The sequence below is a fragment of the Solidesulfovibrio aerotolerans genome (assembly GCF_009856865.1).
In the GTDB taxonomy this organism is placed as follows: domain Bacteria; phylum Desulfobacterota; class Desulfovibrionia; order Desulfovibrionales; family Desulfovibrionaceae; genus Solidesulfovibrio; species Solidesulfovibrio aerotolerans.
On sequence record NZ_WVUD01000048.1, the window covers coordinates 1 to 26,932 of the forward strand.

Genomic DNA, 26,932 nt, shown 5'->3' on the forward strand with positions numbered 1-26,932 from the left:
ATGAAGACCGTAGACTCGATCAGCTCAAATTGATGTAGCGGTTGCCGCCTTCAGGCGGCTCCAGTTCTCACCGCTTTGAGCGGTTAACTGCCTTGCATGCCCCCGGCTTTGCCGGGGGTAGCTGACTATATTTATCCCATGACAAGTCAGTCAGCAAGGAGACCCTGGGCGATTTTTGACATTGATTTTTGTTCCAGAAGGGTTAAGTGAGGTCTGTACGGAAAAATGACGAAAATTGTCAAAAGGAGCCTGCTACATGCAAAAGCAAACCCTCGAAAAAGTCTTCGAATACGCCTCTTCCCCGGTGCACGGCACCCTGTCCCGAAAACTGCGTAAGGGTGTGAAAATCCAGATTAATGACGGAAAGATCTACGAAAGCGCCACGCTGTTTCTGGGCGACGAATTCGTGCGCATCACCGTCAAGCAGGGTGAGGAAACCCTCAACACCTATTACAGCTGGGATAAGATCTGCTGCGTGACCACCATTGGCAAGATTGACGAATAACCCCTGACAAAACGCCGGAAGTCGCGCCATTCGGCCCTTTCCGGCTGATTATTGGCCCGCGCCGGCCCCCCCCTCTCCCGACGCGGACCATGCGCCGCTCCGTCTCTCCACGGGGCGGCGTCTTTTCATTTTTGGAATTTCTTGCTGCAACCCGCCGCAACCGGCTTGCGCCTTTGTTGAAAATGATTATCATCTCCTTATCCTCGAAAATGAGGAGGGAACACAATGAACACCACCCTGCAGCGCACCTACAAGGGCTACTCCATCGATCTGACGTCCCTGGGTGACTATTGCGCCTCTTTTGCCGCTGATATCCACGACAGTTCGGGACGGCTGGTGTCCCACCTGGGCGTGGCCGGCAATACCGAAGAGCGCGCGGTGGATCGCAGCCGGGAACTGATCGATTTTGAACTGGATTATGGCAGCATTCATTAACCCGGACTGCGGCGAGGACGCCGCAGTTCCGGCCCCAAACCGGCTGGCCCTTTGGCCCGTTTGGTGATACCCCCCGGTCCGTAGTTCACCCCGGGGGGTTTTTTTATGGCTTCCATTCCCGTTACCGTGCTGACCGGATTTCTCGGGGCCGGCAAGACCACGCTCCTCAACCGCGTGCTCACCGAGAACCACGGCCGCCGGTTTGCCGTCATCGTCAACGAATTCGGCGAAATCGGCATCGACAACGAGTTGGTCGTCTCCTCAAACGAGGAGATCTACCTCATGAACAACGGTTGCATCTGCTGCTCTGTTCGCGGCGATCTCATCCGCGTCCTGGCCGGCTTGGCCAAACGCCGGGGCGCCTACGATGCCGTGCTGCTGGAAACCACCGGACTGGCCGATCCCGCCTCCATCGTCCAGACCTTTGCCATGGACGAGGACACCCGCGAGGCTTTCCGTCTCGATTCCGTGACCACCGTTGTCGACGCCCTGCACTTCACCCGCCACGCCGCGGAAAACAGGCAGGTGCTGGAGCAGGTGGTCTATGCCGATCTGGTCATCCTCAATAAGACCGATCTGGTGGCCCCGGACGTGCTGGCGGATATCCGCAGCACCGTCAAACGCGTCAATGATACCACACAAATCGTTGCAGCCGTTCGCTGCGACGTGCCCATTGCCACGCTTTTGGACCGCGACGCTTTCGACATTGGCAAGCTGCTCTTCGGCAAGCCTTCCACGGCCGACGCCGCCCCGGGCAATCACATCGAGGCGCATGGCATCGAATCGGTCAGCCTGACCCACGACGGACCGCTTGACGCCGAGCGCCTGGGCGATTTCCTGCGCGAGCTGCTCCAAACCAAGGGCCAGGATATCTACCGCTGCAAGGGCATCATGGACGTGGCCCAGGCCAAGCAGCGCTTTATTTTCCATGGCGTGCACATGTTTTTGGAAACCGCCTGGGGCGCGCTGTGGACCGAGGGTGAGACGCGCCAGAGCCTGGCGGTCTTTATCGGACGCGACCTCGACCGCGAGGCGCTCAAACAGGGGCTTGCCGGCTGCGCGGCCCGGGAGAAAAACGCATGACATTTGCCCCTGACGCCGAACTGCCCGGCCTTTTTCTGGACAATTGCAACGCCTATGTGGCCGGCTGTGCCTTTGCCGACGACGGCGAAACCATCGCCTATGCCCTGGGCGACGGCCGCATTGCCCTGGTCGATCCGGAAACAGCGGAAACAGAATTCGTTGCCGCCCATACCGGCGCCGTCCTGTGCCTGGCCGCCTCCCCCAAGGGATTTTTAAGCGGCGGCGACGACGGCCGGGTGATGCTCACCAGCCTGGAAACCGGAACGCGCGAACTGGCCGCCTTCCCGGGCCAGTGGGTCGAGCATGTGGCTGCCTGCGCCACCGGCCGCGTCCTCGCCGCTACGGTTGGCAAGCAAGTGGTCCTTTTCACCGGCGACGATCTGGCCCCAAGCCTGCTCCCCGAACTGCCAAGCACCATCGCCGGACTGGCCGCCAGTCCCGATGGCCGCGCCCTGGCCGCCAGCCACTACGACGGGGTGACGGTCTACGCCCCGCCGCGCCCCGGCTCCACCGGCAACCGCCTGGACGGTCCCGGCTCCAACCTGACCCTGGTTTTTTCGCCGGACGGCGGCAAGATGGGGCTGGCCACCCAGGACAAGAGCGTGCGCGTCTACGATCTGGAGAATTCCGCCGGGTATCTGCTGGAAGGCTATCCGGCCAAGGTGCGCTGCCTGTCGTTTTCCAGCGACAGCAATACGCTGTGGACCGGCGGCGAACAGGCCTTTGTCGGCTGGCCGGTGGGTGCCGAAACCGATCCGGCCACCCGGGAAGCGCTCGTCTTCGGGGCGTTTGAGCACGGCCTGCTCGGCACGGTGGCCGCCCATCCGGTCCTGCCGCTGGTGGCCGGCGGGTTTGACGGCGGCGTGGTGTTTATGGGCAGCGTGGACCGCCGGGGCGCGGCCCCGCTTTTCGCCCTGCAAAGCCATCGGGTGACCTGTCTGGCCTGGTCACCGGACGGCCGGCTGCTGGCCGGCGGCAGCGACGGCGGCCCGGCCTTTTTCCTGCGTCTGGCCTGAGGGTTATTTTGAAGAGGCCTCCGGCGGCCGGGGGGGATCATCCCCCCCGGACCCCCTGAAAGGGAGAAGTATTTCAAGGGGTTCTTGACGTTGGTTGGCAATCTGGGCGGATGGGGACCGGGACAGCCGAGGGGGCGCTTGGTGGGAACCACCGTTGCCCCGGCGGCCGGGGTGATCCCCCCGGCCGCCCTGGGCAGAGAGCACTTGTGGAGCGTCGCCTTAGCCGAGCAGTTCGCGGATGGCGGCCTGGACCCGGGCGAGTTCGTCTTGGACGAGCCGGCAGGCCTCGCGGCAGCCGTCCGCATCGCCGGTGAGTCCTGCTTCCTGGAGTCGCCGCGCTCCCTCGGTCACCCCCCGGGCGCGCAGCGGTACGGCCATGCCGAGCAGCGCGTGGGCGGCGTCGGCGACGGCTTCCCAATGGCCTTCCTTGACCGCCTGGGCCAGGGTCGCCGCTACCTGCGGACTTTCCTCCAGGAACATCCGGCAGATTTCCCGGGCAAAGGCCGTTTTGCCGCGCTCCTCGTAATAGGCTATATCCATGACCGACGCAGCAGACGTTGCGGCCGGGCCGGCCCCGCTTGGCCGGTCCAGCACCCGCCGCATGACCATAAAGAGTTCTTCCACGTCCACCGGTTTGGAGACGTAGTCGTCAAGGCCGGCCGATAAAAACCGTTCCCGATCCCCCTTCATGTTGTAGGCCGTCAGCGCCACCACCGGCATGTCCCGGGCCGCAACACCGGCCTCGCCGTCACGGATGCGCCGGGTGGCCTCGGTCCCGTCCATCTCCGGCATCTGAATGTCCATAAGCACAAGGTCGGCCGGTTCCTGGCACAACTGTTCCAGCACCTGGCCGCCGGACTCGGCCAGACGCACCTGGCACCCGGCTTCCGTTAGGAAATGCTTGAGAAAAAGCCGGTTGACCTGATTGTCCTCGGCCAGAAGCACCCGCAGCCCGGCAAAACTGCCGGACTGGGCCGCAGGCCTGGGGCGCGGCGTTTCCCGCGAGGCCTCGCTGGCCGGACGCAGGGACACGGTAAACGTAAAGGTGCTGCCCTGCCCGGCCAGACTCTCGACGTCAATGGACCCGCCCATCATTTCCACCAGCCGCCGACTGATGGCCAACCCCAGGCCGGTACCGACAAACCGCTTGGTGCGGGTGGATTCCAGTTGGGAAAAGATCTGGAACAGCTCGTGCTGGCGGTCCTCGGGAATGCCGATACCGGTATCCCGCACGCTGCAGGCCACCAGCATGGGGTCGCCCGACCGGGCCAAGGACACCTCCACTTCCACATCGCCCTGGTCGGTGAATTTGAGCGCATTGCCGACCAGATTTCGCACCACCTGCATGATCCGGTCGGGATCGCCGTGCACCATATCCGGCACCTGCTTGTCAAAGCGCACGGTCAGGGTCAGGCCCTTTTGCCTGGCCGAGAACTGGAAGGGCTTCATGGTCCGGTCAAGGGTGTCGCGCAGATCGAAATCCACCGGCAAAAATTCCATCTTCCCGGCTTCGATTTTGGAAAAATCAAGAATATCGTTCACGATAGCCAAAAGAGCCCGGGAGGAGTCAAGGATCAGTTCCAGGTTTTCCCGGATTTCCGGCCGGGGATTCTGGGTCAGCGTCATCTGGGCCAGACCGATGATGCCGGACAGGGGCGTGCGTATTTCGTGGCTCATGTTGGCCAGAAAACCGCTCTTGGCCTGGCTGGCCGCTTCGGCCTGCCGCCTGGCCCGGGTGAGATCCTGCTCCCGGCGGCGATCCTTGACGTGATTGAGCACCCCTTCGCCCAAAAGGGTCAGGCGACGGACGTCGTCTTCGCCGTACCGGTCCTGCTTCCCGATCACGGCTAAAACGAGGACGACCACTGCGGCCTCGTGCATGGGCACGACCAGACGGCACGGCTGCTCCGGGTCCGTTCCCAGGATATGCCCGCGCCTGTCGCCGAGCAGGCCGGGCGCATCGTGGGCCGTAAAACCCGGGGCATCCGGTGCCAGGCCAAAGACGGCTCGGGCCGCAGCCGTGGCGGCCAAGATGACAAACCCATCGCCGTCCGGATTGGCCATGGCCACAAGACCGCCGGAACTGGCCGTCAGTTCCACGGCCTGGGATAGGACAAAGGCTCCAAGTTCGGAGAAAGCGGCTTCGCGCATGCGGCCAAGCTGGAGCAACGTTTCCAGGGTATTGGCGTGCAACGCGAGTTGCCCGGCGTTTTGCCGCGCCTCGGTCACGTCCAGCACATGGCAGATGAAATAGAGCGGCGCTCCGTCGTCCCCCCGGACCAATCTGGCCGAAACCCGCGCCCAAAGGGCGTGGCCCAAGGCATGGCGGTAGCGCTTTTCAAAGCGAAACTGCTCCTTGACCCCGGCCAGGGCCAGGGCAATAAAACGCTGGCTGACGACCTCCTCGCCTATCGCAGCGAGATCATTAACGGTCTTGGTGAGCAGCAGGGCCTCGTCGAAGCCGAAGAAACGACACAAGGCTTCGTTGACCCGCAAGAAACGGCCGTCCGTGCCAACGATGGACAGGCCCTCGTTGGCGTTTTCAAAGGCCAGCCGGAACAATTCCTCGCTTTTGGCCAGGGCCTCCTCGCCGCGCCGGCGTTCGGTGACATCCTTCATGGCGGCCAAAGACCGGATAAACCGCCCGGATGCATCGTATTCTCCAACCGCCGAGAGCAGGACATCCAGCACCCGGCCGTCACGGGCCACCATGTGGTAGGCTTGATCAGAAAGCCGCCCCTGGTTGATAAATACCGGCAGGACCGCTTCCATCTCCTTTTTCGAGGCCTCGGTCATAAACTCGCCCAGGGAACGGCCGATCACGTCCAGGGCCTCATAGCCAAGCACCTGGCGCCACATGGCATTGACCGACAACAGCCGGCCGGCGGCATCAACGGAATGGAGCATGACCGGAGCTTTTTCGTAGAGACTGGGCAACCCTTCCAAGGTCGTTTCGTAGCCTCCCAGCAGCGCGTCCACCATGTCGCTCTCCTTTGCAATGCCCGCCAAAACAACCGGCGGGGCTTGCCAATTCCGGTCCAAGTGCGCATTGTACGGGAGATAAGCCGTCATGACAACGCGGGCAAGTCAATTGCTTCTACGATCGCGGCGTTTCGCAACGACGCGACCCGCCGTGCCCCGGCCTGGCGGCAGTTGGAGCAGCCCGGACCGACACGGCAAGGGAGACGATCATGGAAAACACGCAATGCCTGATTATCGGTTCCGGGCCGGCCGGCCTCTCGGCCGCCATCTACACCGCCCGGGCCGGCATGACCACCGTGGTGGCCGGCTGTGAGCCCAAAATCGCCGGCGACTACGACATAGACAACTATTTCGGCTTCCCGGAAACCATCTCCGGGCGCGAGCTGATCACCCGCGGCATCCGTCAGGCCGAGCGTTTCGGCACGAAGATCGTCTGCCAGCGGGTGCTCGCCGTCCACATGGCCGAGGACGGCTCGTTTGACGTCAAGACCGACCAGGACGCCTTCACCGCCCAGGCCGTGATCATTGCCGCGGGCGTTAACCGGGTGCGCCCGGGCATCGCCAACATCGGCGACTACGAGGGCAAGGGCGTGTCGTATTGCGTGAGCTGCGACGGCTTCTTTTTCCGGGGACGCACGGTGCTCGTGGTCGGCGAAGGCAACTACGCCGCCAATCAGGCCCTGGAATTGACCAACTTCACCTCCGACGTTGCCGTCTACACCCAGGGCAAGGCTGCGGCCATGGACGAACCGTTTGCCACCGCCCTGGCCAAGGCCGGCATCCCGGTTTTGACCGCCAAGATCGCCAGCCTTGCCGGCGAACCGGCCATGACCGGGGCGGTGCTGGAAGATGGCACGACAATCCCTGCCGAAGGGCTTTTCGTGGCCATGGGCCAGGCCTCGGCCCTGGATTTCGCCAAGACGCTTGGCGTGGCCACGCGCGGGGCTTTCATCGAAGCCGACCACGAGCAAAAGACCAACGTCCCCGGGGTGTTTGCCGCCGGGGATTGCGTGGGCCATTTCATGCAGATCAGCGTGGCCGTGGGCGAAGGAGCCAAGGCCGGCCGGGCAGCCATCGCCCATATCAAGGACCGGGGCGAAAAGGCCGGTGCCACAAGCCAGCCATGACTTGACAGGACCATGCCGCGCGCCCTATAAATACCAGTTCGCAACGCGGCGATGGGCCTATAGCTCAGTTGGTAGAGCCACCGGCTCATAACCGGCAGGTCCCAGGTTCGAATCCTGGTAGGCCCACCACGACGAAGGATGCATGATCTATTCCGGCACACATCCCGACCCTGCCTTTTTCGCCAAAGCGGCGACCCGGGAGAGACCGCAAAGGCGCTTTTTTGCCGGCAATGGCCCCAAAAGCGCCTTTTTCGTTACCCCATGCGCGTAGCTGACTGCATAACCTGCATCGAGGCCGTGGCTGATCCGGCCCGGGCCGCTTCCTGGGATCGCTGCGGCGTCCAGATTGCCGGCACGGTCCCCGACTGCACCCGGCTGGCCGTGGCCCTTGATCCCCTGCCGGGTATGATCGAGGAAGCCCTGGACTGGGGAGCGCAACTGGTCCTGACCCATCACCCCCTGGCCCTGGCCCCGCGCCTGCCCGACCGTCTGGACGATCTGCATCGCGTCCTGACCCTGGTGCTTGGCCGGGGAGCAACACTCTATAGCGCCCACACCTCCCTGGACGTGGTCACCGACGGCCCGGCCGGCTGGCTGGCCCAGGCGCTTGAGCTGCAAAACCAACACATTCTCGAACCAGCCGGCAGTGTTGCCTTTCTCGCGCTGCGCTTTGCCCTGCCCCAGGGGAGCGCCGGGCCGGACACGCTGGCCGCTTTGACTGCCCTGCCCCAATTGGCCGTCAGCCAGCCTGGGGAGCATCTGCTGGAAGTAGCCTGTCCGCCGGGCCTGCGCGCCCGGGTCGAGGCCATCCTGGCCGAGACCGCCCCCGGGTCGCGCTGTCTTGCTGTGACGCAACTGGCCCAACCGTCTACACCCTACGGCTACGGACTGGTGGGCGATCTGCCCCAGCCCCTGGCCGGCGATGTTTTTCTCAAACGGCTGGCCGCCCTCCTGCCCCGCTCCTTTTTCACCCTGGCCGGGTGCCTGCCGGCAACGGTTGGCCGGATGGCCTACTGCCCCGGTTCCGGGGCGGACATGGCCGCTCGCGCCTTTGCCGCCGGTGCCACAGTCTATGTCACCGGCGATCTCAAATACCATCAGGCCCAGGCCGTGCCGGCCCACTGCTGCCTCGTTGACGTGGGGCACTTTTCCCTGGAAGAGGTCATGATGCGCCGTTTTGCCGCCGATCTGGCCGCCACCTTTGGCCAGGACGGGCCCGAAGTCCGCTATTTTGCGGGAACAGACCCCATCACCGCGCATTTTCCGGACGGGACCGCCGCCCCCCGGACTGAATAACCACTCGGAGAGACAGTCATGTATTTGAAACAGATTGAACAGCTCGTGGTCCTGCAAAAAGTCGATGACGAAATCGTCCTGCTTCAGGATGACCTCAAACGCGCTCCCCAGCAGATCACCGAGCTTGAAAAGCGCCGCCAGGACATTGAGGACAAAGCCGAGATCGTTCGCGACAAGCTGAAGTACCTCAATGACCAGCAAAAGCGTCTGGACTCGGAAATCGAAAGCGATTCCGCGCGGCTTAAAAAAAGCAAAAGCAAAATGATGCAGGTGGGCAACCAAAAAGAATATCACGCCATGATGCGTGAGATGGACAACCTGGAAAAGCAGAACCGCGGCCGGGAAGAAGAAAAAATCACCGTGGCCGAGGAACTCTCCCGTCAAAACCTGGAGCTGTCCGAAGTCAATGGTCTGGCCAAGGAACTCGACAGTGAGTTAAGCATCGCCCGGCAAAGCCTCGATGCCCGCCTCAAGCAGGCCGAAGGCCGGCTGACCGAACTGTCCTCCCGCCGCAAGGACGCCGGTCAGGCCGTGCCCAAACCCATCCTGCAGCGCTACGAGTTCATCCGGTCGCGCCTGAAAAATCCGGTCATCGTGCCGGTTGCCGCCGGCATCTGCTCGGGCTGCCACATCGCCATTCCGCCCCAGGCCTTTATCGAGCTGCAAAAGGGCATCCAGATTTTGAGCTGCCCCAACTGCCAGCGTCTGATCTACTGGAGCGAGCACATCGAGTCTGAAACACCGCCGGCCGACGACGCTGTCGCAGCCGAATAGTCTGCCCCGCAGGGCCTTTGCGATATGAAAAAGCCGGCGACCAGCCGGCTTTTTGTTTGTGCGTTTCCAACGGACACCGGGTGGCCGCCAGGGGATTGCCGCACCTGCCGCCCCCCGGCGCAGGCGTGCGTGCCGCCTCAAGCGGCAATGATTGTGTGGTAGCCGCGCCCCGTGCGTGGTATCACCGGCAGACCATGCAAAACGTTCTCATGATCAACCCGCCGTTACCCCTGTCATTTTGGAGCTTTAGCGAAACTCTGGCCATGACCGGCAAAAAAGCCCTGCTCCCGCCGCTGGGCCTGCTCACCGTGGCCGCCCTGCTGCCCAAGGACTGGAACATCCGGCTGGTCGATCTCAATGTGCGCCCCCTTGGCGAAGACGATTGGCGCGGTATTGATCTGGTCATGATCACCGGCATGCTGGTCCAGCGCGAGAGCCTTTTGGAACACATCGCCAAGGCCAAGGCCCGGGGCATCCCAACCGCCGTCGGCGGGGCCTATCCCACCACGGCCCCCCAGGAAGTGCTGGACGCCGGGTGCGATTTCCTGATCCAGGGCGAGGGGGAAAACACCATCTCCGAGCTGGTGGCCGCCCTTGAAGCCGGCCACAAAAGCGGCCGCTTCGTCTGCCAGGAAAAACCCGCCCTGGCTGACTCGCCCCCGCCGCGCTACGATCTCATTGCCCTGGGCGATTACGAGTCCATGTCCCTGCAGACCTCCCGGGGCTGCCCGTTTTCCTGCGAATTCTGCGATATCGTAAGCCTTTTCGGCCGGGCCCAGCGCCACAAGACGCCGGATCAGGTCATTGGCGAACTGGAGGCCATCCGTCGCCTGGGCTTTCGGGGCACGGTCTTTGTGGCCGACGACAACTTCATCGGCAACCGCCCCCGGGCAGTGGCGCTCTTGACGCGCATCATCGAATGGCAGGCCCGGTACGGCGAGCCCTTTAATTTTATCACCCAGGCCTCGGTCAATCTGGGGCAGGATATCCCGCTGATCGATCTGCTCACCGCCGCCAATTTTTCCTATGTGTTCGTCGGCATCGAATCCCCGGACGACGATGTTTTAAAAGCGGCGCACAAGATGCAAAACGTGCGCAACCCGCTGCTCGAATCCCTGCGCGCCATAAACGCCAACGGCCTAAGCGTCATCGGCAGCTTTATCCTGGGCATGGACGGTGAAACGCCCGGGGCCGGGGCACGCATGCAGGCCTTTGCCGAAGCAGCCGATCTGCCCTGGGTCATGATCAATGTCCTGCGCGCCCTGCCCCTGACCGCCCTGTGGGACCGGCTCTTGGCCGAGGGCCGGCTCCATGAAGACATTGTGGAAAGCGGCTGGGACGCCCTGACCAATTTCACCCCGCTGCGGCCCATCGAAACGATCTTTGCCGAACAGATTGCAGCCCTGACCGCGCTCTACACCCCGAGTGCCTACCTGGGGCGCGTGCTGCGGGCCACCCTGGCCATGCGCCCGACCCGAGGCTCCCTGCCCGGGGCCGCGCCCAAGCCCAAACCCGTTACCGCAACGAACATCCGGCAGCAAAACCCCAGCCCGGACATCACATCCCTGTTGCACCTCATCTGGCGCCAAGGCGTGGTCGGGCCGGCGCGTTGGCAGTTCTGGCGACAACTGGTCATCGTTGCCCGGCGCAATCCCAGCCGCCTGCGGCGCTACATCGTCCTTTGCGGCATGGGCGAAAACCTCTTTTCCTTTGTGCGCCACATAGAGGCCCAGGCCGCCATCAGACTGCGCGCCCCGGCTGGCCCGGCCGCTGTCATGGCCGGCGCGCGCCTTGACGCCAGCCCCCCGGCTTTGTAAAGCGCGGCATCACACCATTCGGGAGATGTCCTGCGCCATGCCGCCACCTGCCAACCGCCCTTCGACGCCGGTCTATTCCACGGACACAGGCCGGCTGTGTGCCGGCTGCGGCCACCCGGCCGACCGTTGCGCCTGCTCCAAAGCCAAAGCCCCGGCCAAGGCAGACGGCATCGTGCGCATCGCCCGCCAGACCAAGGGCCGTAAGGGCAAGGGCGTGTGCCTCGTCACCGGAGTCCCGCTCACCGGCGAGGCGCTGGCGGCCCTGGCCCGGGAGCTGAAGCAACGATGCGGCTGCGGCGGCACGGTCAAGGACGGCATCATCGAAATCCAGGGCGACAACCGGGACGTGCTGGCCCAAGAGCTTCAAAAACGCGGCTACAGCGTCAAACTCGCCGGCGGCTAAGCACCTACCGGCTGTCCCCCGCCGGTTCCGGGCCGCCCCCCCTGCCTGCGGCATACTGAAGCGGGTCTGGCCCGGAGAGCAAGGCTGGCGGGCGCTCCTCTGCCCAAGCAGACTACGGCCGCAGCGCATTGACGCCCGGATGGCTTTTCCATAATCTTTCTGGAACGACACGCTCCAAACTCGGCTCGTGCCGGCGGCAGCGGCCAGGAAGCGCAACCAGCGACAAGGCGGATGCCCGCGCCCAGCCGTGTTCCTTTGGCCATTCTCCCCGGCGATGTCCTGCCGTCCTGCCCCGGGCCGGTTCTCCGGCCAGGAGGTCTGCCATGCCCCGCTTCCACTGTCGCACCCAGCCCTTGCCCCCCATCGTCCTGCTCATTTTGCTCAGTCTGACCACGACGGCGCTGTATCAGTTCGTTGCCAGCCCTACCCTGGCCGCCCCCTCCAAAGCCGCTGCCCGATCCGGGGAAGACGACTGGCAGTTTGAGGAAGACTACGCCCGGGTCCACAAAGGCAATACGCCCGGCCAGGGCCACCGTGCCGGCGGCCCTGCGGCCAAATTCGCCCGGCCTGCGGCCCCAAGCCCGGCTCCGGCGGCCATGGGGGCCGGCAATTTGGGTTTGTCTGCCGGCGGGGCCAAGGACATTGCCAACTTCCGGGAAAACATCGCCAAGGGCTTCCTGCCGCAACCCTCAGACGTGACCTACGAAGGCCTTTTTTACGACTACTCCTTTGACACGGGCGGGGAGTGCGCCGGCACCACGCTCTTTTGCCCGAGCTATGCCACGGCCGTGTCCAATGATCCCATGACCGGCAAGCCCGAATACTATCTGTCCGTGGGCCTTGGCTCCGGGGTCAAGGCCGCTGATTTCAGCCGCAAAAAGCTAAACCTGATGCTGGTGCTGGATGTTTCCGGTTCCATGTCCTCCCCCTTTGACAAGTACTACTACGACCGCTTCGGCAACCGCCACGAGGCAACCGGGACAGAGAAGGACGCGGGGACAAGCAAGCTGGCCGCTGCCGCCGAGGCGCTCATTGCCCTGCTCGACCATCTCAACCCCGACGACCGCTTCGGCCTGGTCCTGTTTGACCAGTACGCCTATACCGCCCTGACCCTGCGGTCGGTGGGCCAGCGCGACATGGCGGCCATAAAGGGCCACATCCGCGCCCTGCGGCCGCTGGGCAGCACCAATCTGGACGCCGGCCTGGCCCTGGCTACTGACCTTATGCGCCCGGCCCGGGAGAGCGATCCGGGGCAGTACGAAAACCGCATCGTCTTTATGACCGACGCCATGCCCAATATCGGTGACACCTCGGACAAGGCGTTTTTAAGCCGCATCGAGGACAACGCCAAAGCCAGACTCTATGCCACGGTCATCGGTATCGGCGTTGATTTTAATACGGCGCTCACGGAGGCCATCACCAAGGCCCGGGGGGCCAATTCGTATTCCGTCCACAGTGCCGCCGCGTTTCGCAAGCGCCTGGATGCGGAGTTCGATTTTATGGTGACGCCGCTGGTGTTCGATCTGCGCCTGGACTTTACGAGTGCGGGCTACGCCATCGACACGGTCTACGGCTCGCCCGAGGCCGACGCGGCCACGGGCGAACTTATGCGGGTCAACACGCTGTTTCCCTCGCCCACCACCGACGAGGGGTCACGCGGCGGTCTGATCCTGCTGCGTCTGAAAAAAACCGGGAACAATCCGGGCATTGTTCTCACAGCCCGCTACGAAGACCGCTCCGGGAAACGCCACGAAACAGCGGCCACCGTGGATTTCCGGCCGGCCGGCGTGGCCTATGAGACGCCCTCGATCCGCAAGGGCATCCTGCTGGCCCGCTACGCCACGCTGTTGCGGGATTGGCTTGGGGCCGCCGGGAGCGCCGAGCGCGACACGCCGGCACAGGAGGCCGCCGCGCCACGACCGGACGGCCGGCCCCAACTTGGCGAGTGGGAGCGCCAGTCCCGGCAACTGCGGCTGACAGCCGCCCAGCGCAAGCAATTCTCCCGCTTTCGCGACTATTTCCAAGAAGAAATGGCCCCTTGTCAGGATGCCAGCCTTACGCAGGAACTGGAGGTTCTGGACACATTGCGCCAGGGGCAGCCGTAATGTCGCCGCCAAGGCCGCGTCAGGCTTGCGGGCAGCAACAGCGCAGAGGCTAAGGAGGTATCCCATGACACGCGCCCTTCGTATGTTTCTTGCCACAACGCTGTGCCTACTGGCCTTGCCCGCAGCCGCCCAGGCTGCCTTGTCCGCTGCGGAGGCTTCGAATCTGCTCCTGGCCTGGATCAGCGCGACCACGCCGGGCCTGAGTGGCCAGAGCTGCCTGACGCCCGTGTCCAATTCCCTGCGAAACGGCGGCTACACCATCGTCGTCGATGCCGGCGGCTGTCCGGGCCAGGCCGCGCGCCAAAACAGCCGTTGGCGCATCGACGCCTTTACCGCCGAGGTCTTTGCGGAAAACGACCAGGGGAAATTCGTTGTTCCGGCCGCCGCCCAGAAAAGCGGCCCGCTTGGCAACGTCGCCTTCCTGGCCGGCCGGACCGATCTCCTGCCACCGGGGGCCAGGATCATCGAATACGCCGCCCTCGGCCCAAGCGCACCAGAGCGGGCCTATGTGCTGTGGATGCTCGACCCCAAACGCAACGAGCATGCCAAGGGCGAGGTCTACACCTGCCCGGACCAGAGTCGGGGCTCGTACTGGTCCGGCCCGACCCGGCTGTCGCTTCTGGACACCCAACACGGCGTCCTGCGCAATACCCTTTCCATTGCCGACCCCATGGAAGAAGGCGACAGCTTCGATCTGCCCTACCGCATCCCGGCCGCACGCCCGTTCCCCTATTTCGTCCCCCTGACGGCCGGCAAGGACCAGGAAGGCCGCCCGGCCTTGCTCACCCTGCGCGACCTGACCGGCGACGGCACGGCCCGGGAATTTTACCTCGCCTCGGCCGGCAACTGCATGCTCATGCTGTATTCGGTCTTCGGCTACGACCCGGCCAAGGACCAGGCCGTGCAGTATGCCGTCGCCCTGACCAGCACCGAGGCCGGCAAGGAGACCGTCGCCACTACCAACTGGCTCAATTTCTGGCCGGTGCAAAAAGACGCGGCCAAGGGTCGCTTCCAGTGGGAGGTGGATTTGCGGGGCCGGGCCGGGTGCCTGGAGCGCTACGCGCTGGCCTACGATCCGGCCCAAGGCCGGTTTGCCGGGCGGCTGACGGCTTCGGACTGCCAGGACTAGGACACCACAATTTCATGTTATAACTGCATGTTATAGCAAAAATTTCTGTTTTAAAGAAATGATCAGCCTGGGCCGGCCGGGACGGCGCGACAGGCCAGCAAGCTTCGCCGAGCCTTTGTGGAAACAAGCATCATTGCAGCAGGATATAAAAATTTTCACTCTTTCTTGCAGATTTCTCTTTACAACGCAGAACAAGGAACTAATTATAAAACTGAAGGCAGCCCAAAAGGGCGAACCCGAGCAGGAGTAAGCACTTTCACGAACGCCATCTCCCATACCCGGCGAAGGAAGTCGCCCCACCCAAAGGCCGAGCAGGGTGCATAACCCAGGCCTTACTGGCGAAAAGACTTTTCTGATCGCGAAAGAATGCAGAAGCGGTACGGCCACAGCGCCGAAACAGGCCGCAGCAGTCAAGATGGGTCACTGGAATTGGACAACGGCAACACACAACGGAATCTTAGCTGGATGGTATACGCCAATGGGCCAGAGTGCTTCATAGCCGGCGAAACGAGTCGCCAAGTACGGAAAGCCCCCACCGTGGTGCACAAGGGCTGACGAGACGATAGGCAAAGTCCAATCGTCGCTGGAAAGCAAGAGACTCGGATAACACAACCAACAGCAGACGTATGAACCGTGTGATGGAACTGTACTTCGGAAATTGTCGAAAAAAATAAGCGCAAACGCGCACAACAAGCGAGCGTGTTCCACACCCGGCTAAACGAGGAGCCAAAATGCTGCGGCAGCGGAGGTTCTCTCCGAATGCCGGAAGGCGAAAGGAAACTCCTTCTCGCCACAAGCACAAGCCCTCGGCCCGGTCGCAACGACCGAAGCAAGCCGACAACTGTCACATAGGGTTGCAGGAACGGGTTTTCGACAACGCCTTACAAAGAGTCACAACCGCCTCGCCTGATTCCACCTGGAATCAGGCGAGGCTTTTTTGTGGGCGCCCGCCTGGGATGGGTTGTGCCGGCAAGTGCTTGAGGAGACGCTGCCCAGGACCGGTTTTTAGGTACGTGCAGGGGCCGACACTATTTCACCGGCCGACTCATGGCCAAAACGCGCCGGTCAATGGTGGCCAGCATGATCCCGGAAACAATGAGCGCCCCGCCCAGCAGATGGACCAGGGAGACGCGCTCGCCCAGGAGCAGCACGGATTCGATGGCCGTGAAAAGCGGCAAGGTGTAATACACCATCCCGGCCAACACCGGGCCGATGGAGGCGATGGCCTTGGTCCAGAGCAGATACGCCCCAAAGGAGCAGCCAATGCCCGCGTAGCACACCCCGGCCACGACCCGGGCATTCCAGACCGGCCCCGGCAAGACGAGCCCCTCCCAGATCACAAACGGCAGCATGAGCCCCAGGCCAAGCACGAACATCGCGGCATTAAAGCCCTCGATGGAGATGTCGGCCGGACGCTTGCGGATTAAAAACGAATAGAAGGCAAAGCAGGCGGCCCCGGCCAAGGCCCAGAGATCCCCGGGCATAAACTGCACCGAGGCAATATGCCGCCAGTCCCCGCGCGACACCAGGGCGACAACGCCCAGCAGCACCACGGCCACGCCGCCCAGCCGGCGCGGCGTGATGGGCTCGCCATACACGATGCGCGACAGGACAATGATCATGATGGGGGCCGTGGGCACAAGCAGCGCCATATTAAGGCTCTCGGTGGTCTGGCCCGCCTTGTAGATAAAGGAATTGAGCGCGGCCACGCCTAAAAGGCCCATGACCGTCAGATAGGGCAGATTGCGCCGCATGGCCGGCAGATCCGCCCGCAGCTTCGGCAGGGCCAGGGGGAGCAGGCAGGCCAGCGCCACGGTCCAGCGCCAGAAATTGAGCTGGATGGGCGGTATCTCGTGGGCGATGCCGCGCGCCACCACAAAATTGCCGGCCCACAGGACCGTGGCGGCCAGGGCGGCCAGATAGCCGCCAAGCCGGGCTTTTGCTTTCAAATCGTGTGTGTTCATAAGATATTCTATTCGCTGCGTTGTCCTAGCCACGCCAGGGTGGCCTGTCAATTGCGGCACCATGCGACACCTACCGTGCGGCACCTCCTGCTGCCACCAAGGCCGGTCAAGCCATCCTGTAGCCGACCTTGGTCATCGTGCGACCGGCCAAGCCATCCTGTGCCCGACCGCCATCGTGCGGCCGGCCTGTCATCTGGGTGGCCGTTTGGCCGGCTGACAAAGCCTGGCGACCGGCGTACCGTGCCCGCCAGACCGGCCGGGTTTCCCGACGGCAATCTCCCGGGAGGATGTCTTGCCCAGATTGACGCCGCTTGTTACGTCCCTGCCCCATCTCACCATCCGCCAGAAAGTGCTGGTCGGCGTCATCATCCCGGTGCTGCTTTTCGCCGTGATCGGCGTGGTGTCGTACCAGTACCTGATCCGCCTGGAAGCGACGCTTGGCCTTATGGAAATGGCCGATGATCTCTCCAACACCATTTTGGAAGTGCGGCGCTACGAGAAAAACTATCTGCTCTACGGCCATGCCGCAGATTTCGACGAATCCCTGCGCTACATCGACCAGGCCCGGACCATGCTCGCCGCCATGGCGGCCGATGTCCGCGACGGCCAAGCTCATCGGGCCATTGCCGGCCTGATCGCCGCCCTGGACGCCTACCAGGCCCGGGTGCTGGACCTGGGTTCGGACGGCACAACCGCCTCACCCGCCCAACTCCTTGACGCTCTGCGCCAGACCGGCAAGGACATGGTGGACCTGTCCCTGGCGATTAAAAACACCGAGCGCAGCCGCACCCTCCAGCTCGTGGCCACCCTCAAACGCCAACTCCTCGTCTCCGGGGTGTTCATTACCGTCTCCGGGATTGTATTGGCCCTGCTGTTGGCCAGAAAAATCCTGCGGGCCCTTGGCGTCATCACCCAGGCCACGGCGGAAATCGGCAAGGGGAACTTTCAGACCCTTCCAGTTCCCCACTCGCGCCAGTCCAACGACGAGACGCAGCGCGTCCTGGAAGCCTTTAACCGCATGACCCGGGAGCTCAAACGCCGCCAGGACCAACTCATTCAGGAAAAAAAGCTCTCGTCCCTGGGCGTGTTGACCTCAGGCATCGCCCACCAGCTCAACAATCCCCTCAATAATATCTCGACCTCCTGCCAGATCCTTATCGAGGAGCAAGGCGAGTGCGATCCGGCCTTTGCCGCCCGAATGCTTGCCAATATCCAGCAGGAGGTCCTGCGGGCCAGGGACATTGTCAAAGGCCTGCTTGAATTTTCCCGGGCCAAGGATTTTAGCATGAAGCCCGTGGCCCTGGCCGCTGTGGTGGCCAACGCCTGCCGGCTGGTGTCCAGCCAGGTGCCCTCGTGGATCACCCTGACGCAAGACATCGCGCCGGGGCTGGTGCTTGATCTCGACGCCGCCCGCATGCAGGAAGTGCTCATTAATCTGCTCTTAAACGCTGCCCAGGCTATCACCGAGCCTCCCGGAGCCATCACGGTAACGGCCTGGGAAGAAGCCGGCATGGCCACCATTACCGTGAAAGATTCCGGGGAGGGCATCCCGGACGAGGCCCTTGGCAAAATCTTTGACCCCTTCTACACCACCAAGGAAGTGGGCAAGGGCACTGGCCTTGGGCTCTCCATCGTCTTTGGCATCATCGAAAAGCATCAAGGCTCCATCGTGGCCGAGAAAACAGGCGGCCAGGGCGCGTGTTTCGTCATCCGCCTGCCTCTGCCGGGCAGCGCCCCGGAGAACGCATGACTTCCGGTGCCATCCTCATCGTTGACGACGAAGCCATCGCCGTTGACAACTTAAGCCATATCCTGCGCCGGGAAGGCTACACCACCACGGCCGCTGCCAGCGGCGAAGAGGCGCTCACCCTCCTTGGCCAGCGCGAATTCGATTTGCTGCTCACCGATCTGCGCATGAAGGGCCTGGACGGACTGGCTGTGCTGGCCGAATCCAAACGGCTGTGGCCGGACACGGAAGTGGTGGTCATGACCGGCCACGCCACCGTGGCCACGGCCGTGGAAGCCATGCGCCTGGGAGCCTGCCACTATCTGACCAAGCCCTACGGGCTGGCCGAGGTGCGGGCCACCGTGGCCGAGGCCATGGACAAGCGGCGGCTGCGCCTGGAAGTGGCCCGGCTCTCCCGACAAGTGGCCCAACTGGGCCGCACCTCGCTTATCATCGGCGAAAGCCCGGCCATCCAGGCGCTTAAAGACAATATCCACCACATCGCCCCCACCGATTCCACGGTGCTGATTCTGGGTGAGACCGGTACCGGCAAGGAGTTGGTGGCCCGCTCCATCCACGAAGCCAGTCCGCGAAGCGACCGGCGCTTTCTGGCCATCAACTGTGGCGCGTTTAACGAGGATTTGCTGGCAAACGAGCTTTTCGGCCACGAGAAAGGGGCCTTTTCCGGGGCTTCGACGCTCAAAAAGGGCCTATTGGAAGTGGCGGGCGAGGGCACGCTCTTTTTAGACGAAATCGGGGAGATGTCGCTGACCATGCAGGTGCGGCTGTTGCGCGTCCTCCAGGAGCGGCATTTCTTCCGGGTGGGCGGCACGCAAGAGATTGCGGTGACCGCGCGCCTTTTGGCCGCCACCAACAAGGATCTCAAAAGCGATGTCGAACGGGGACTGTTCCGGGCCGATCTGTATTACCGGTTAAACGTCATCACCGTGCGCGTACCGCCGCTGTCCCAGCGCCGCCAGGACATTCCGCTTCTAGCCGGCTATTTTATCGCCAAGTATGCGGCGGCCATGAATAAAAAGCTCTCGGGCTTTTCCGCCGAGGCGGTGCGGCGGCTCATGGCCTATGAATATCCCGGCAACATCCGGGAGTTGGAAAACATCGTGCAGCGCACCGTCATCATGACCAAGGGCGAGGTCATCGAACCCGGCGATCTGCCCCAGGATTTAAGCGAGGAAGCCCCGGCCCTGGTCAAGCACGAAGGCCCGCCCCTGGTCACTCTGGAAGAACTGGAGCGCCGCCACATCCAGGCCATCCTCGAACACTGCGACGGCAACAAGACCCGGGCGGCCGAAATACTCGGCATCGACCGGGTGTCGCTGTGGCGCAAGGTCAAACGCCTGGGGCTGGCCGAATAGCGCCCTTCCCGGCCAACGCGCCGATCACTACCGGCGGAGCCGCTCGGGCCTGGGACTCCTGTCCCAGACAAAACGCCCTGCCCTGACTCCCGCCTCGCCGCAGCCTGCGCCTCCCCGCCCGCGACCGGTCATGTCTCAGTCGCCAACCAGGGCCAGGGGCAGCGCCTCAAAGACCGTACGCACGAACAGCGTTTCCAACTCCGGGCCGTCCGTGCCGGCCAGAGCCAGGGCGTCGGTTCGATTGCCCTCGGGCAGGATGACCTGCCGGGCACCGGCCCGGGCCGCAGCCAGCACCTTTTCGCGGATGCCGCCCACAGGCAGGACATACCCGGTCAGGGTAATCTCCCCGGTCATGGCCACGTCGGGCCGCAGCGCCTTATCCGTAAAAAGCGAGATCAAGGCCAGGGCCAGGGTCAGGCCGGCAGAACTGCCCTCTTTGGGGATGGAGCCGGCCGGAATGTGCACATGCACGTCCTGGGTCGCGAAAAGGTCCGGGTCAAGGCCCAATTCCCCGGCCCGGGAACGCACCAGCGAAAGCGCTGTCTGGGCCGATTCCCGCAGCACCTCGCCCAGCGACCCGGTCAGAAGGAGCTGGCCCGTTCCTTTCATGCGGATGGCTTCCACAAAAATGATTTCCCCGCCGTAGTCGGCATAGACCAGCCCGGTGGCCACGCCCACGCGCGGCGTGCTGCCGGCGGCCTCCCGTATGAAGCGTTTCGGCCCGAGCAGGGCCGGAATGAGCGCCTCGTCGACAACCGTGGCGTCGGCGCCGCCGGCCGGCACCGCCTGACCACCCGGCGGCGTCGTGCCTTCCAGGCGCAGCTTGGCCAGTTTGCGACAGATGCGCCCCAGTTCGCGGTCCAGATTGCGCACCCCGGCTTCGCGGGTGTAGCCGTCCACCACGGCCCGGATGGCCTGGGGCGTGACCACGGGATAGGGATGGGTCAGGCCGTGTTCGCGCAGTTGGCGCGGCAGCAAATGGCTCGCAGCGATTCCCACTTTCTCCCCGGCGCTGTAGCCCGCAAACGGCACGACCTCCAGCCGGTCGAGCAACGGCCCGGAAAGCTCCCGCACGTCGTTGGCCGTGGCAATAAAAAGCACCTGGGACAAATCGAACGGGACTTCCAGGTAGTTGTCCACGAACTGCCCGTTCTGCTCGGGATCAAGCATCTCCAGAAAAACGGCCGCCGGATCGCCCCGGAAATCCTTCCCGATCTTGTCGATCTCATCGAGCATAAAGACCGGATTGCGCACCCCCAGCCGGCTGATGGATTGCAGCACCCTCCCCGGCAGCGCCCCGACATAGGTGCGCCGATGGCCGCGAAGCTCGGCCTCGTCGCGAAGGCCGGCCAACGAAATGCGGTGGAACTTGCGCCCCAGGGCCTCGGCAATAGCCTGGCCAACCGAGGTCTTCCCCGTGCCCGGGGGGCCGGAAAAACACAACACCGGGCTGCGAAAGGCCGTGGGCGCGGCCTTTTCCCCGGCCAACCGGGCCACGGTCGAGCGCAATTCGTCCAAATTGACCGGCTTGGCCAGATAATAGACCGCCCCCTGGCGCATGGCGGCAACCGCTGTGTCGACCGTTGCAAAGCCCGTCACCAGCATCACCCGGGTGGCCGGCGACACCTGCCGGGCCGCTGCCAGAAGCTCCAGCCCGTCCATCTTGTCCATTTTGAGATCCGTGACGATGAGATCAAACTCCCAGCGCCGCACCTCTTCCAACGCTTCCAGGCCATTGGCCGCCCCGCGCACGCGATAGCCTTCCTTGCGCAGCACATGCTCCAGATTGGCCCGGGCAATGTCCTCGTCGTCCACCACCAGCACATGGAAATCCGCCACGTTGCGCAGCGCCCGGGAAGCCAGATATTCCAGCACCCGGTCTTTAATCTGCCCAAGCCCCTGGTGGCGTCGGGCCAGCACCGCCTCGGCCTCGGCCAGATTAAGCCGATCCGGCGTGGCGACCACCCAGGGCAGCCCCAGCAGGAAATCGAGATAGGCCAGGCCGACGCCGTATTCGGCCACGGACTGATCAGTCTTTTCCAGGCGTTCAAGCTCACGCTTGGCTGCCTCCCGGGCATGAAACGGCAGTTCCTGGGACGCGATCCTGGCTTTAAGCTGTTCCAGGTCGCTGGTGGGAGCCGGGGGGAGCGCGCCTTCCGTGCGTTTTTGAAAAAAGAGCATGGTTTCTCCGGTGGTTTCAGCCTGGATACGTGCTTTTTCCGCTTGGACGCAACTGCCTGTTTGGGGGGTGTAACGTTTTGCAATAGGCGTTGCGATTCGCAACACAGCCAGGCCGGGGGCTTGGGCCGAAAGCGTTGCGCATCGCAACGCTTTTTCTTTGAGCAACACAAAAAAGTCAATTATTTCAAAAAATAATAAGTGGAATGCTTCTTGATATGACGCAGGCACAGAACGCAAGGAGGACGCAGACATGGCCAGTATCAGGGAGCATGTGGAAACCGTTTTCGCCGCCCTGGCTTTTGCCGAACGCAATCTGCCGCGCGACACCCAGGAGCTGCTGGACCGGACGTCCCAGAGCACGACGGAAACGGTCAACGCGACCAAGCGCAGCGACAACCGGCCGCGCGTGCGGGTCTAGCCAGCTATGCCCAACCGTTTTGGCGATGCGCCGCAACCGGGCATCATCCTGCGGCGCACCGCCCGCCTGCGTAAATTCCTGGAGGATACCGGCCAGGAAGTCGGGCTGGCCGAACACGGCCTGTCTTTGCTCGACCAGGAGCAGGCTGCGTCCGGCATTGAGGGGAAAAAAATCGTGGCCGTCTCCACGGACCCGGAATTTCCCCCGTCGCTGATCCGTCGCGCCCTGGGCGTGGCCGGGCGGCTTGGCACGGAGATCGTGGGCTTAAGCGTTGCCGAGCCGACAGGCGGTGATCCGGCCCAGGCCAGGGAACTTTTTTTGCGCCAAGCCAAACGCTCGGCCAGGGAATTTTCCCAGGAGGCCAACCGGCTCGGCGTGGGCTTTCGCCATGTGGTGTGCTTTGGCCGGCCGGCCGAGGTGGTGGAGCAGGAATGCGGACGGCTGCGACGGGTTGAATTCGTTCTGGCGGCCAGGGAACAGCGAGCCAGAGACGGATTCCATGTGAGCATGCCCTTGTTTGAGGTCACCGGTTAGGGAGGGCAGCGCTCTCCCTCGTTCCTTCACGACACAAATTAAGGAGTTTTGTTTATGCACGCGAAAGGGAAAAAGCCTATGGGCAAGTTGCTGCTGTACGGGCTTGGCAGTGTGGCGCTGTATGCGGCCGTGTACCAGTTCCAGGATATCCTGCTGACCACATCTGCCCGGGGTGGTGCCTACACGGTGCTGCCCATTGCCACCGTATTTCTTTTCTCCTGGATACACGGCACCTTCGCCGGCACCTTGTGGGAAGTGTTGGGTGTTACTGCCGTACACAAGGCCCCGGCCAAGACTGCGGTGCAGGCCCCTGTGCGCAAGGACACCCGTCCCCGGGCCACGGTCAACGCCTAAGCTACCCCCAAACGACACCCAGCACGGACTTGAAGGAGCGTCTCCCATGGATATGTTAAGCGAAGCGACCCGGTTCATTCAACTCGACGCCTCGGGAATCATCTTCCTCTTCATTGTCGGCTTCATCGGCGGCCTGGTCAGCGGTTTCATCGGCTCCGGCGGGGCCTTTGTGCTGACGCCTGGCATGATGAGCCTGGGCGTTCCCGGCACCGTGGCTGTTGCCTCCAACATGTGCCACAAATTTCCCAAAGCGCTGGTCGGCTCCATCAAGCGCTACCGCTACGGCCAGGTGGACATCAAACTGGGCCTGTATCTGGCCGCCTTTGCCGGTGTGGGCGTGCAGATCGGCATCAAGATCCAGAATTTCATTCTGGGCTTGTGGGGACAGGCCGGTTCCGACCTCTATGTGAGCGTCTCGTTTGTGGTCGTGCTGGTGGTGGTGGGCAGCATTGTCATGGTGGACGCCATCAAGTCCGCCCGGTCGTGCAGCGAAGAACAGGTTTGTTCCCTGGCGCTGCGGCTGCAAAAAATCGAACTGTGGCCCATGCTGACCTTTAAAAAGGCCAACCTGCGCATTTCCATGTGGTTTTTACTGCCTGTCGGGCTGGCTACGGGCCTGCTCGCCGCCACCATCGCCGTGGGCGGGTTCGTCGGCGTTCCGGGCATGATCTACATCCTGGGGGCCACCAGTCTGGTCGCCTCGGCCACCGAGCTGGTCATCGCCTTTGTCATGGGTTTGGCCGGTTCCATCAACTGGGCCATGCACGGCATGATCGACATCCGCCTGACCCTTATCATCCTGGCCGGGTCGCTGTTGGGCGTGCAGCTCGGGGCCATCGGCACCACTTTCGTCAAAGAGCACATGATCAAGATCGTCATGGGTTCCATCATGCTGATCGTGGCCTTGTCGCGCGGCTTTGCCATGCCGAAATACCTGGGCAAGCTGGGCCTTATGGATGTCAGCGAGGCCACTGTGGCCCTGCTCGACAAAGTAAGCTTCGCCTTTATGGTCTTTTCCCTGGTGGTCGGTGCGGTCATTATCCTTGGCAGCATGATCCGGGCCAAACGGCCGGCGGCTGCACCGGTGGCCCAGGAAGCCTAGAAGCGCGTTCACACCCAATCAACACGCCCGGGGAAGGTTGCCGACGCAGCCTTCCCCGGGTTTCCTGTTTGTTGGCAGCGGTTTCCCAGCGGTTCGCCTTCCCCCGCGGTGCGGGGAACGACACAACACTAGTTGTTCGTATAGACCACGTCGCCGCCGACGATGGTCATGGCGATGCCGGCGTCCTTGATCCGCTCCTTGGGGATGGCGAACAGGTCGTCGGTGAAAACAGTCATATCTGCGTACTTCCCGGGCGCAATGCTGCCTTTCACCTCGGCCTCGCCCATGGAGGCCGCGGCCCAGGTCGTCCACATCCGAAGTGCCTGCTCCACGGTAAGCGCCTGTTCCGGCTCAAAAACGCCGGCGTCGGATTCACGGGTGACGCAGGCGGCCATGGCCTTTAGGGGCGTGATGTTGCCAAGATAAATGCCGGTCATATCGGTGCTGGCCGCCGGCTCGAGGCCGGCCTCGACCATGGAGCGAAACTGGAAACCCGAGGCAGCCAGTTTCGCCGGCATGTTCTCGAAATCCGCCTTCACCAGTTCCGTCAGCCAAATGGGCTGGACCGAGATGCGCAGGCCCCGGGCGTGCAGGGCCTTTGCCCGGGCAAGTTGACCATCTTTGAGCTGGAACATGCCGAAATGCTCAAGACGCATGAGCGGCGCGGGCTGGCCGGACTTGAGCAGCTTTTCGGAGGCGTCAAGGCCCATGGTCATGGCCTCGTCCCCCGAGCAGTGCATCATGGGGATAACACCGTTTCGGGCGGCAATGGCGGCAAAACGGTCCAGCCCGGCCTGATCGGTCACCAGGGTGCCGTGACCGCCCGGCGGATCGGTCGGATCATGGCCGAGATAATGCTCGCACATATAGCCGCTGCGGGCGTCGTTTTCCCCGTCCACCCAGTCTTTAATGGCGGCAAAGCGGTACCAGGCCGGATCGGCTCCCTCGGGCATGGCAAAGGGGCGCAAGTCCTCGGGCATATTCTGGGCGTTGGAAGCGGTCCAGACCGAGACGGTGTAACGCAGATGCGGCTTGGCCCCGGTGGCGGCGATCTGCTGCAACACCGGCAGGGCGGCGGCCGGGGTGATGGCCAGGACCGAGGTGAAGCCGTTGCGGTTCCAAAGATCCTGGATGCCGCTGGTATAGGCGTCGGTCAGATTGGCCAGGGTCGGGTTGGTGGGAATGTCGGACTGGGAGTCGAGGACGACGCCGGTCGGTTCCTTGTCCGGCCCAAGCACCACCGTCGCACCGTGGGCCATTCTGGCCATGCCCTTGACAAGGCCAAGCACCTTTATGGCCGCGCTATTGATAACGACCTGATGCGCGCCGTTGGCCAGGACCAGCGGATTGTCCGGCGCGGCCGCATCCAGCTCGGTCTTGGTGGGCAGGCGTTTTTCCGCGAATTTGTTTTCCGAGGCCGAAACACAGGCCACGTAAATCCACTGTCCTTTGGGCGTCTTGGCCGCCCAGGCCGCAATATTGGCCAGGGCCTTGGCAATGGAAGGCGTGCCCGGATAGCGGCAGTCGACCCAGGCGTCCTTGAGATAGATCGTTTCCATGGGATGGCTGTGGGCGTCGATAAGGCCGGGTGTGGCCAACCGGCCGCCGAGGTCGATGATTTTTGTGGCCGGTCCGGCCAGGGCTTTGATGGTTTCGTTGTCGCCCACAGCCAGGAATTTGCCCTCGGCCACGGCCACGGCCTGGGCCACGGTCCCGGCAGCGTCAAGGGTCACGATCCTGGCGTTGCAATAAATCGTTTCGGGCGGGGTGGCAGCCAAAGCGGCCTGGGGCAGCGGGAACAAAAGGACGGCGAGGAGAAAGACAACATTTCGCATGGCACTCCCTCACAGGAAAAACTGTTGTGTTGCACCATTGACGCGTGCGCTCGCCAAAGCGGCTCCAGTCCCTGGCAGCCTTGCCCTGCCCAAACAGGACAAGGCCCTTTTTCAGGACGCCAAAACGCATCGTGGACAGGAGTCGGATCGCGACGATATTGCGATTCTTGGCTATGCGGTATAATTTCCACTGGCAGTGGCAGCGTCCCAAGACCGGATCTGGTGCGCCAACACGCCAAACACTCCAACGCCACGATCCCCAACACTTTTCACCAGGAGTCCGGGCATGGCCTATTTTCAATGGGACGAGGCACTTTCCGTGGGTGTCGAACAAATCGATGCCCAGCATCAATCCCTTGTGACCATGCTCAACACCCTGCATGAAGCCTCGGTGGCCGGCAATGCTGCCATCGTGCCGGAAATCGTAACCAAACTCAAAGAATACGCGCTTATGCACTTCGCCACGGAAGAGCGCTCCATGAAAAAATTCAAATACCCCGATCTGTTCGATCACATGTCCGAGCATGCATTCTTTGTTTCAAAAATCAAGGACTTTACCGCAACAACGGAGACGGAAGTCACTATGCTTCCAACGATTTTGGATTTTTTGAAAAAATGGCTGATCGAACATATCAGCAATACAGATCATTACTGTCCGGCTAAGAAAAGGCTTGACGCCTGAAAGCGACAACTGGTGCAAGCTCATGATGCCTTTCCACTTAGGCGATCAATTTTGAAAAAATGGCATAAATTGCCATGACATCAAGTTC

General features: G+C 62.9%; 22 protein-coding genes and 1 tRNA gene. 19 read left to right on the forward strand and 4 right to left on the reverse strand.

Going from position 1 to position 26,932, the window contains the following annotated elements:
* Nucleotides 1-256: 256 nt before the first annotated feature.
* From GTA51_RS17645 to GTA51_RS17660, 4 genes are all read left to right on the forward strand, one after another.
* Complete coding sequence (locus tag GTA51_RS17645) at nucleotides 257-505, forward strand: hypothetical protein (RefSeq protein ID WP_160963444.1); 249 nt, start codon at nucleotides 257-259, stop codon at nucleotides 503-505.
* Between the two features lie 225 nt (nucleotides 506-730).
* Entirely contained in the window at nucleotides 731-940 is a 210-nt protein-coding gene (locus GTA51_RS17650) for a hypothetical protein (protein ID WP_160963446.1), read from the forward strand.
* A gap of 105 nt (nucleotides 941-1,045) precedes the next feature.
* Complete coding sequence (locus GTA51_RS17655; RefSeq protein WP_160963448.1) at nucleotides 1,046-2,023, forward strand: CobW family GTP-binding protein; 978 nt, start codon at nucleotides 1,046-1,048, stop codon at nucleotides 2,021-2,023.
* Nucleotides 2,020-3,039, forward strand: a complete 1,020-nt coding sequence (locus GTA51_RS17660; protein WP_160963450.1) for a WD40 repeat domain-containing protein — start codon at nucleotides 2,020-2,022, stop codon at nucleotides 3,037-3,039. The genes GTA51_RS17655 and GTA51_RS17660 overlap by 4 nt, the downstream gene beginning before the upstream one ends.
* Before the next feature lie 219 nt (nucleotides 3,040-3,258).
* On the opposite strand, the gene GTA51_RS17665 is transcribed toward GTA51_RS17660, so the two are convergent.
* Nucleotides 3,259-6,021, reverse strand: coding sequence for a hybrid sensor histidine kinase/response regulator (locus tag GTA51_RS17665; protein WP_160963452.1), 2,763 nt, complete (start codon nucleotides 6,019-6,021; stop codon nucleotides 3,259-3,261).
* A 209-nt stretch (nucleotides 6,022-6,230) separates the two neighbouring features.
* On the opposite strand from GTA51_RS17665, the gene GTA51_RS17670 reads away from it, so the two are divergent.
* The 8 genes from GTA51_RS17670 (at nucleotide 6,231) to GTA51_RS17705 (ending at nucleotide 14,672) form a co-directional block, all read left to right on the forward strand.
* Nucleotides 6,231-7,148 (forward strand): NAD(P)/FAD-dependent oxidoreductase, encoded by a 918-nt coding sequence (locus GTA51_RS17670; RefSeq protein WP_160963454.1) that lies wholly within the window; start codon nucleotides 6,231-6,233, stop codon nucleotides 7,146-7,148.
* A 53-nt stretch (nucleotides 7,149-7,201) separates the two neighbouring features.
* A tRNA-Ile gene (locus GTA51_RS17675) sits at nucleotides 7,202-7,277 on the forward strand.
* A 132-nt stretch (nucleotides 7,278-7,409) separates the two neighbouring features.
* Nucleotides 7,410-8,444 (forward strand): Nif3-like dinuclear metal center hexameric protein, encoded by a 1,035-nt coding sequence (locus GTA51_RS17680; RefSeq protein ID WP_160963456.1) that lies wholly within the window; start codon nucleotides 7,410-7,412, stop codon nucleotides 8,442-8,444.
* A gap of 18 nt (nucleotides 8,445-8,462) precedes the next feature.
* Nucleotides 8,463-9,218, forward strand: coding sequence for a zinc ribbon domain-containing protein (locus tag GTA51_RS17685; protein ID WP_160963458.1), 756 nt, complete (start codon nucleotides 8,463-8,465; stop codon nucleotides 9,216-9,218).
* Between the two features lie 194 nt (nucleotides 9,219-9,412).
* Nucleotides 9,413-11,035 (forward strand): B12-binding domain-containing radical SAM protein, encoded by a 1,623-nt coding sequence (locus GTA51_RS17690; protein ID WP_160963460.1) that lies wholly within the window; start codon nucleotides 9,413-9,415, stop codon nucleotides 11,033-11,035.
* A 37-nt stretch (nucleotides 11,036-11,072) separates the two neighbouring features.
* Nucleotides 11,073-11,438 (forward strand): translation initiation factor Sui1, encoded by a 366-nt coding sequence (locus GTA51_RS17695; protein ID WP_160963462.1) that lies wholly within the window; start codon nucleotides 11,073-11,075, stop codon nucleotides 11,436-11,438.
* A gap of 323 nt (nucleotides 11,439-11,761) precedes the next feature.
* Nucleotides 11,762-13,543, forward strand: coding sequence for a vWA domain-containing protein (locus GTA51_RS17700; RefSeq protein ID WP_160963464.1), 1,782 nt, complete (start codon nucleotides 11,762-11,764; stop codon nucleotides 13,541-13,543).
* A gap of 64 nt (nucleotides 13,544-13,607) precedes the next feature.
* Entirely contained in the window at nucleotides 13,608-14,672 is a 1,065-nt protein-coding gene (locus GTA51_RS17705; RefSeq protein ID WP_160963466.1) for a hypothetical protein, read from the forward strand.
* 1,028 nt (nucleotides 14,673-15,700) lie between these two features.
* Here the strand turns inward: GTA51_RS17705 and GTA51_RS17710 are convergent.
* A complete protein-coding gene (locus GTA51_RS17710) occupies nucleotides 15,701-16,636 on the reverse strand; it encodes a DMT family transporter (RefSeq protein ID WP_160963468.1) in 936 nt (311 codons plus the stop codon).
* A gap of 292 nt (nucleotides 16,637-16,928) precedes the next feature.
* Between GTA51_RS17710 and GTA51_RS17715 the strand changes: the two genes are divergently transcribed.
* Both GTA51_RS17715 and GTA51_RS17720 read left to right on the forward strand, forming a co-directional pair.
* Nucleotides 16,929-18,386 (forward strand): sensor histidine kinase, encoded by a 1,458-nt coding sequence (locus tag GTA51_RS17715; protein ID WP_246198214.1) that lies wholly within the window; start codon nucleotides 16,929-16,931, stop codon nucleotides 18,384-18,386.
* The gene (locus GTA51_RS17720) at nucleotides 18,383-19,738 is read left to right on the forward strand and encodes a sigma-54-dependent transcriptional regulator (protein ID WP_160963470.1); all 1,356 of its coding nucleotides are present in this window, start codon (nucleotides 18,383-18,385) and stop codon (nucleotides 19,736-19,738) included. Before GTA51_RS17715 ends, GTA51_RS17720 begins: the two co-directional genes overlap by 4 nt.
* A gap of 135 nt (nucleotides 19,739-19,873) precedes the next feature.
* On the opposite strand, the gene GTA51_RS17725 is transcribed toward GTA51_RS17720, so the two are convergent.
* Nucleotides 19,874-21,919, reverse strand: a complete 2,046-nt coding sequence (locus GTA51_RS17725; protein WP_160963472.1) for a S16 family serine protease — start codon at nucleotides 21,917-21,919, stop codon at nucleotides 19,874-19,876.
* 250 nt (nucleotides 21,920-22,169) lie between these two features.
* Between GTA51_RS17725 and GTA51_RS17730 the strand changes: the two genes are divergently transcribed.
* Genes GTA51_RS17730 through GTA51_RS17745 form a run of 4 tightly spaced genes read left to right on the forward strand, consistent with a single transcriptional unit; the run spans nucleotide 22,170 to nucleotide 24,327 of the window.
* Nucleotides 22,170-22,337, forward strand: a complete 168-nt coding sequence (locus GTA51_RS17730; protein ID WP_160963474.1) for a hypothetical protein — start codon at nucleotides 22,170-22,172, stop codon at nucleotides 22,335-22,337.
* A gap of 6 nt (nucleotides 22,338-22,343) precedes the next feature.
* Nucleotides 22,344-22,871: a universal stress protein gene (locus tag GTA51_RS17735; protein ID WP_160963476.1), complete on the forward strand. Its 528-nt coding sequence runs from the start codon at nucleotides 22,344-22,346 to the stop codon at nucleotides 22,869-22,871.
* Between the two features lie 54 nt (nucleotides 22,872-22,925).
* Entirely contained in the window at nucleotides 22,926-23,225 is a 300-nt protein-coding gene (locus GTA51_RS17740; protein WP_160963478.1) for a hypothetical protein, read from the forward strand.
* A gap of 46 nt (nucleotides 23,226-23,271) precedes the next feature.
* Nucleotides 23,272-24,327, forward strand: a complete 1,056-nt coding sequence (locus GTA51_RS17745) for a sulfite exporter TauE/SafE family protein (RefSeq protein ID WP_160963480.1) — start codon at nucleotides 23,272-23,274, stop codon at nucleotides 24,325-24,327.
* Between the two features lie 128 nt (nucleotides 24,328-24,455).
* Here GTA51_RS17745 and GTA51_RS17750 read toward each other — a convergent pair whose 3' ends face one another.
* Nucleotides 24,456-26,162, reverse strand: coding sequence for an amidohydrolase (locus GTA51_RS17750; RefSeq protein WP_160963482.1), 1,707 nt, complete (start codon nucleotides 26,160-26,162; stop codon nucleotides 24,456-24,458).
* A 286-nt stretch (nucleotides 26,163-26,448) separates the two neighbouring features.
* Here GTA51_RS17750 and GTA51_RS17755 point away from each other — a divergent pair, with 286 nt between their 5' ends.
* Complete coding sequence (locus GTA51_RS17755; protein ID WP_160963484.1) at nucleotides 26,449-26,844, forward strand: bacteriohemerythrin; 396 nt, start codon at nucleotides 26,449-26,451, stop codon at nucleotides 26,842-26,844.
* The last annotated feature ends 88 nt before the right edge of the window (nucleotides 26,845-26,932 follow it).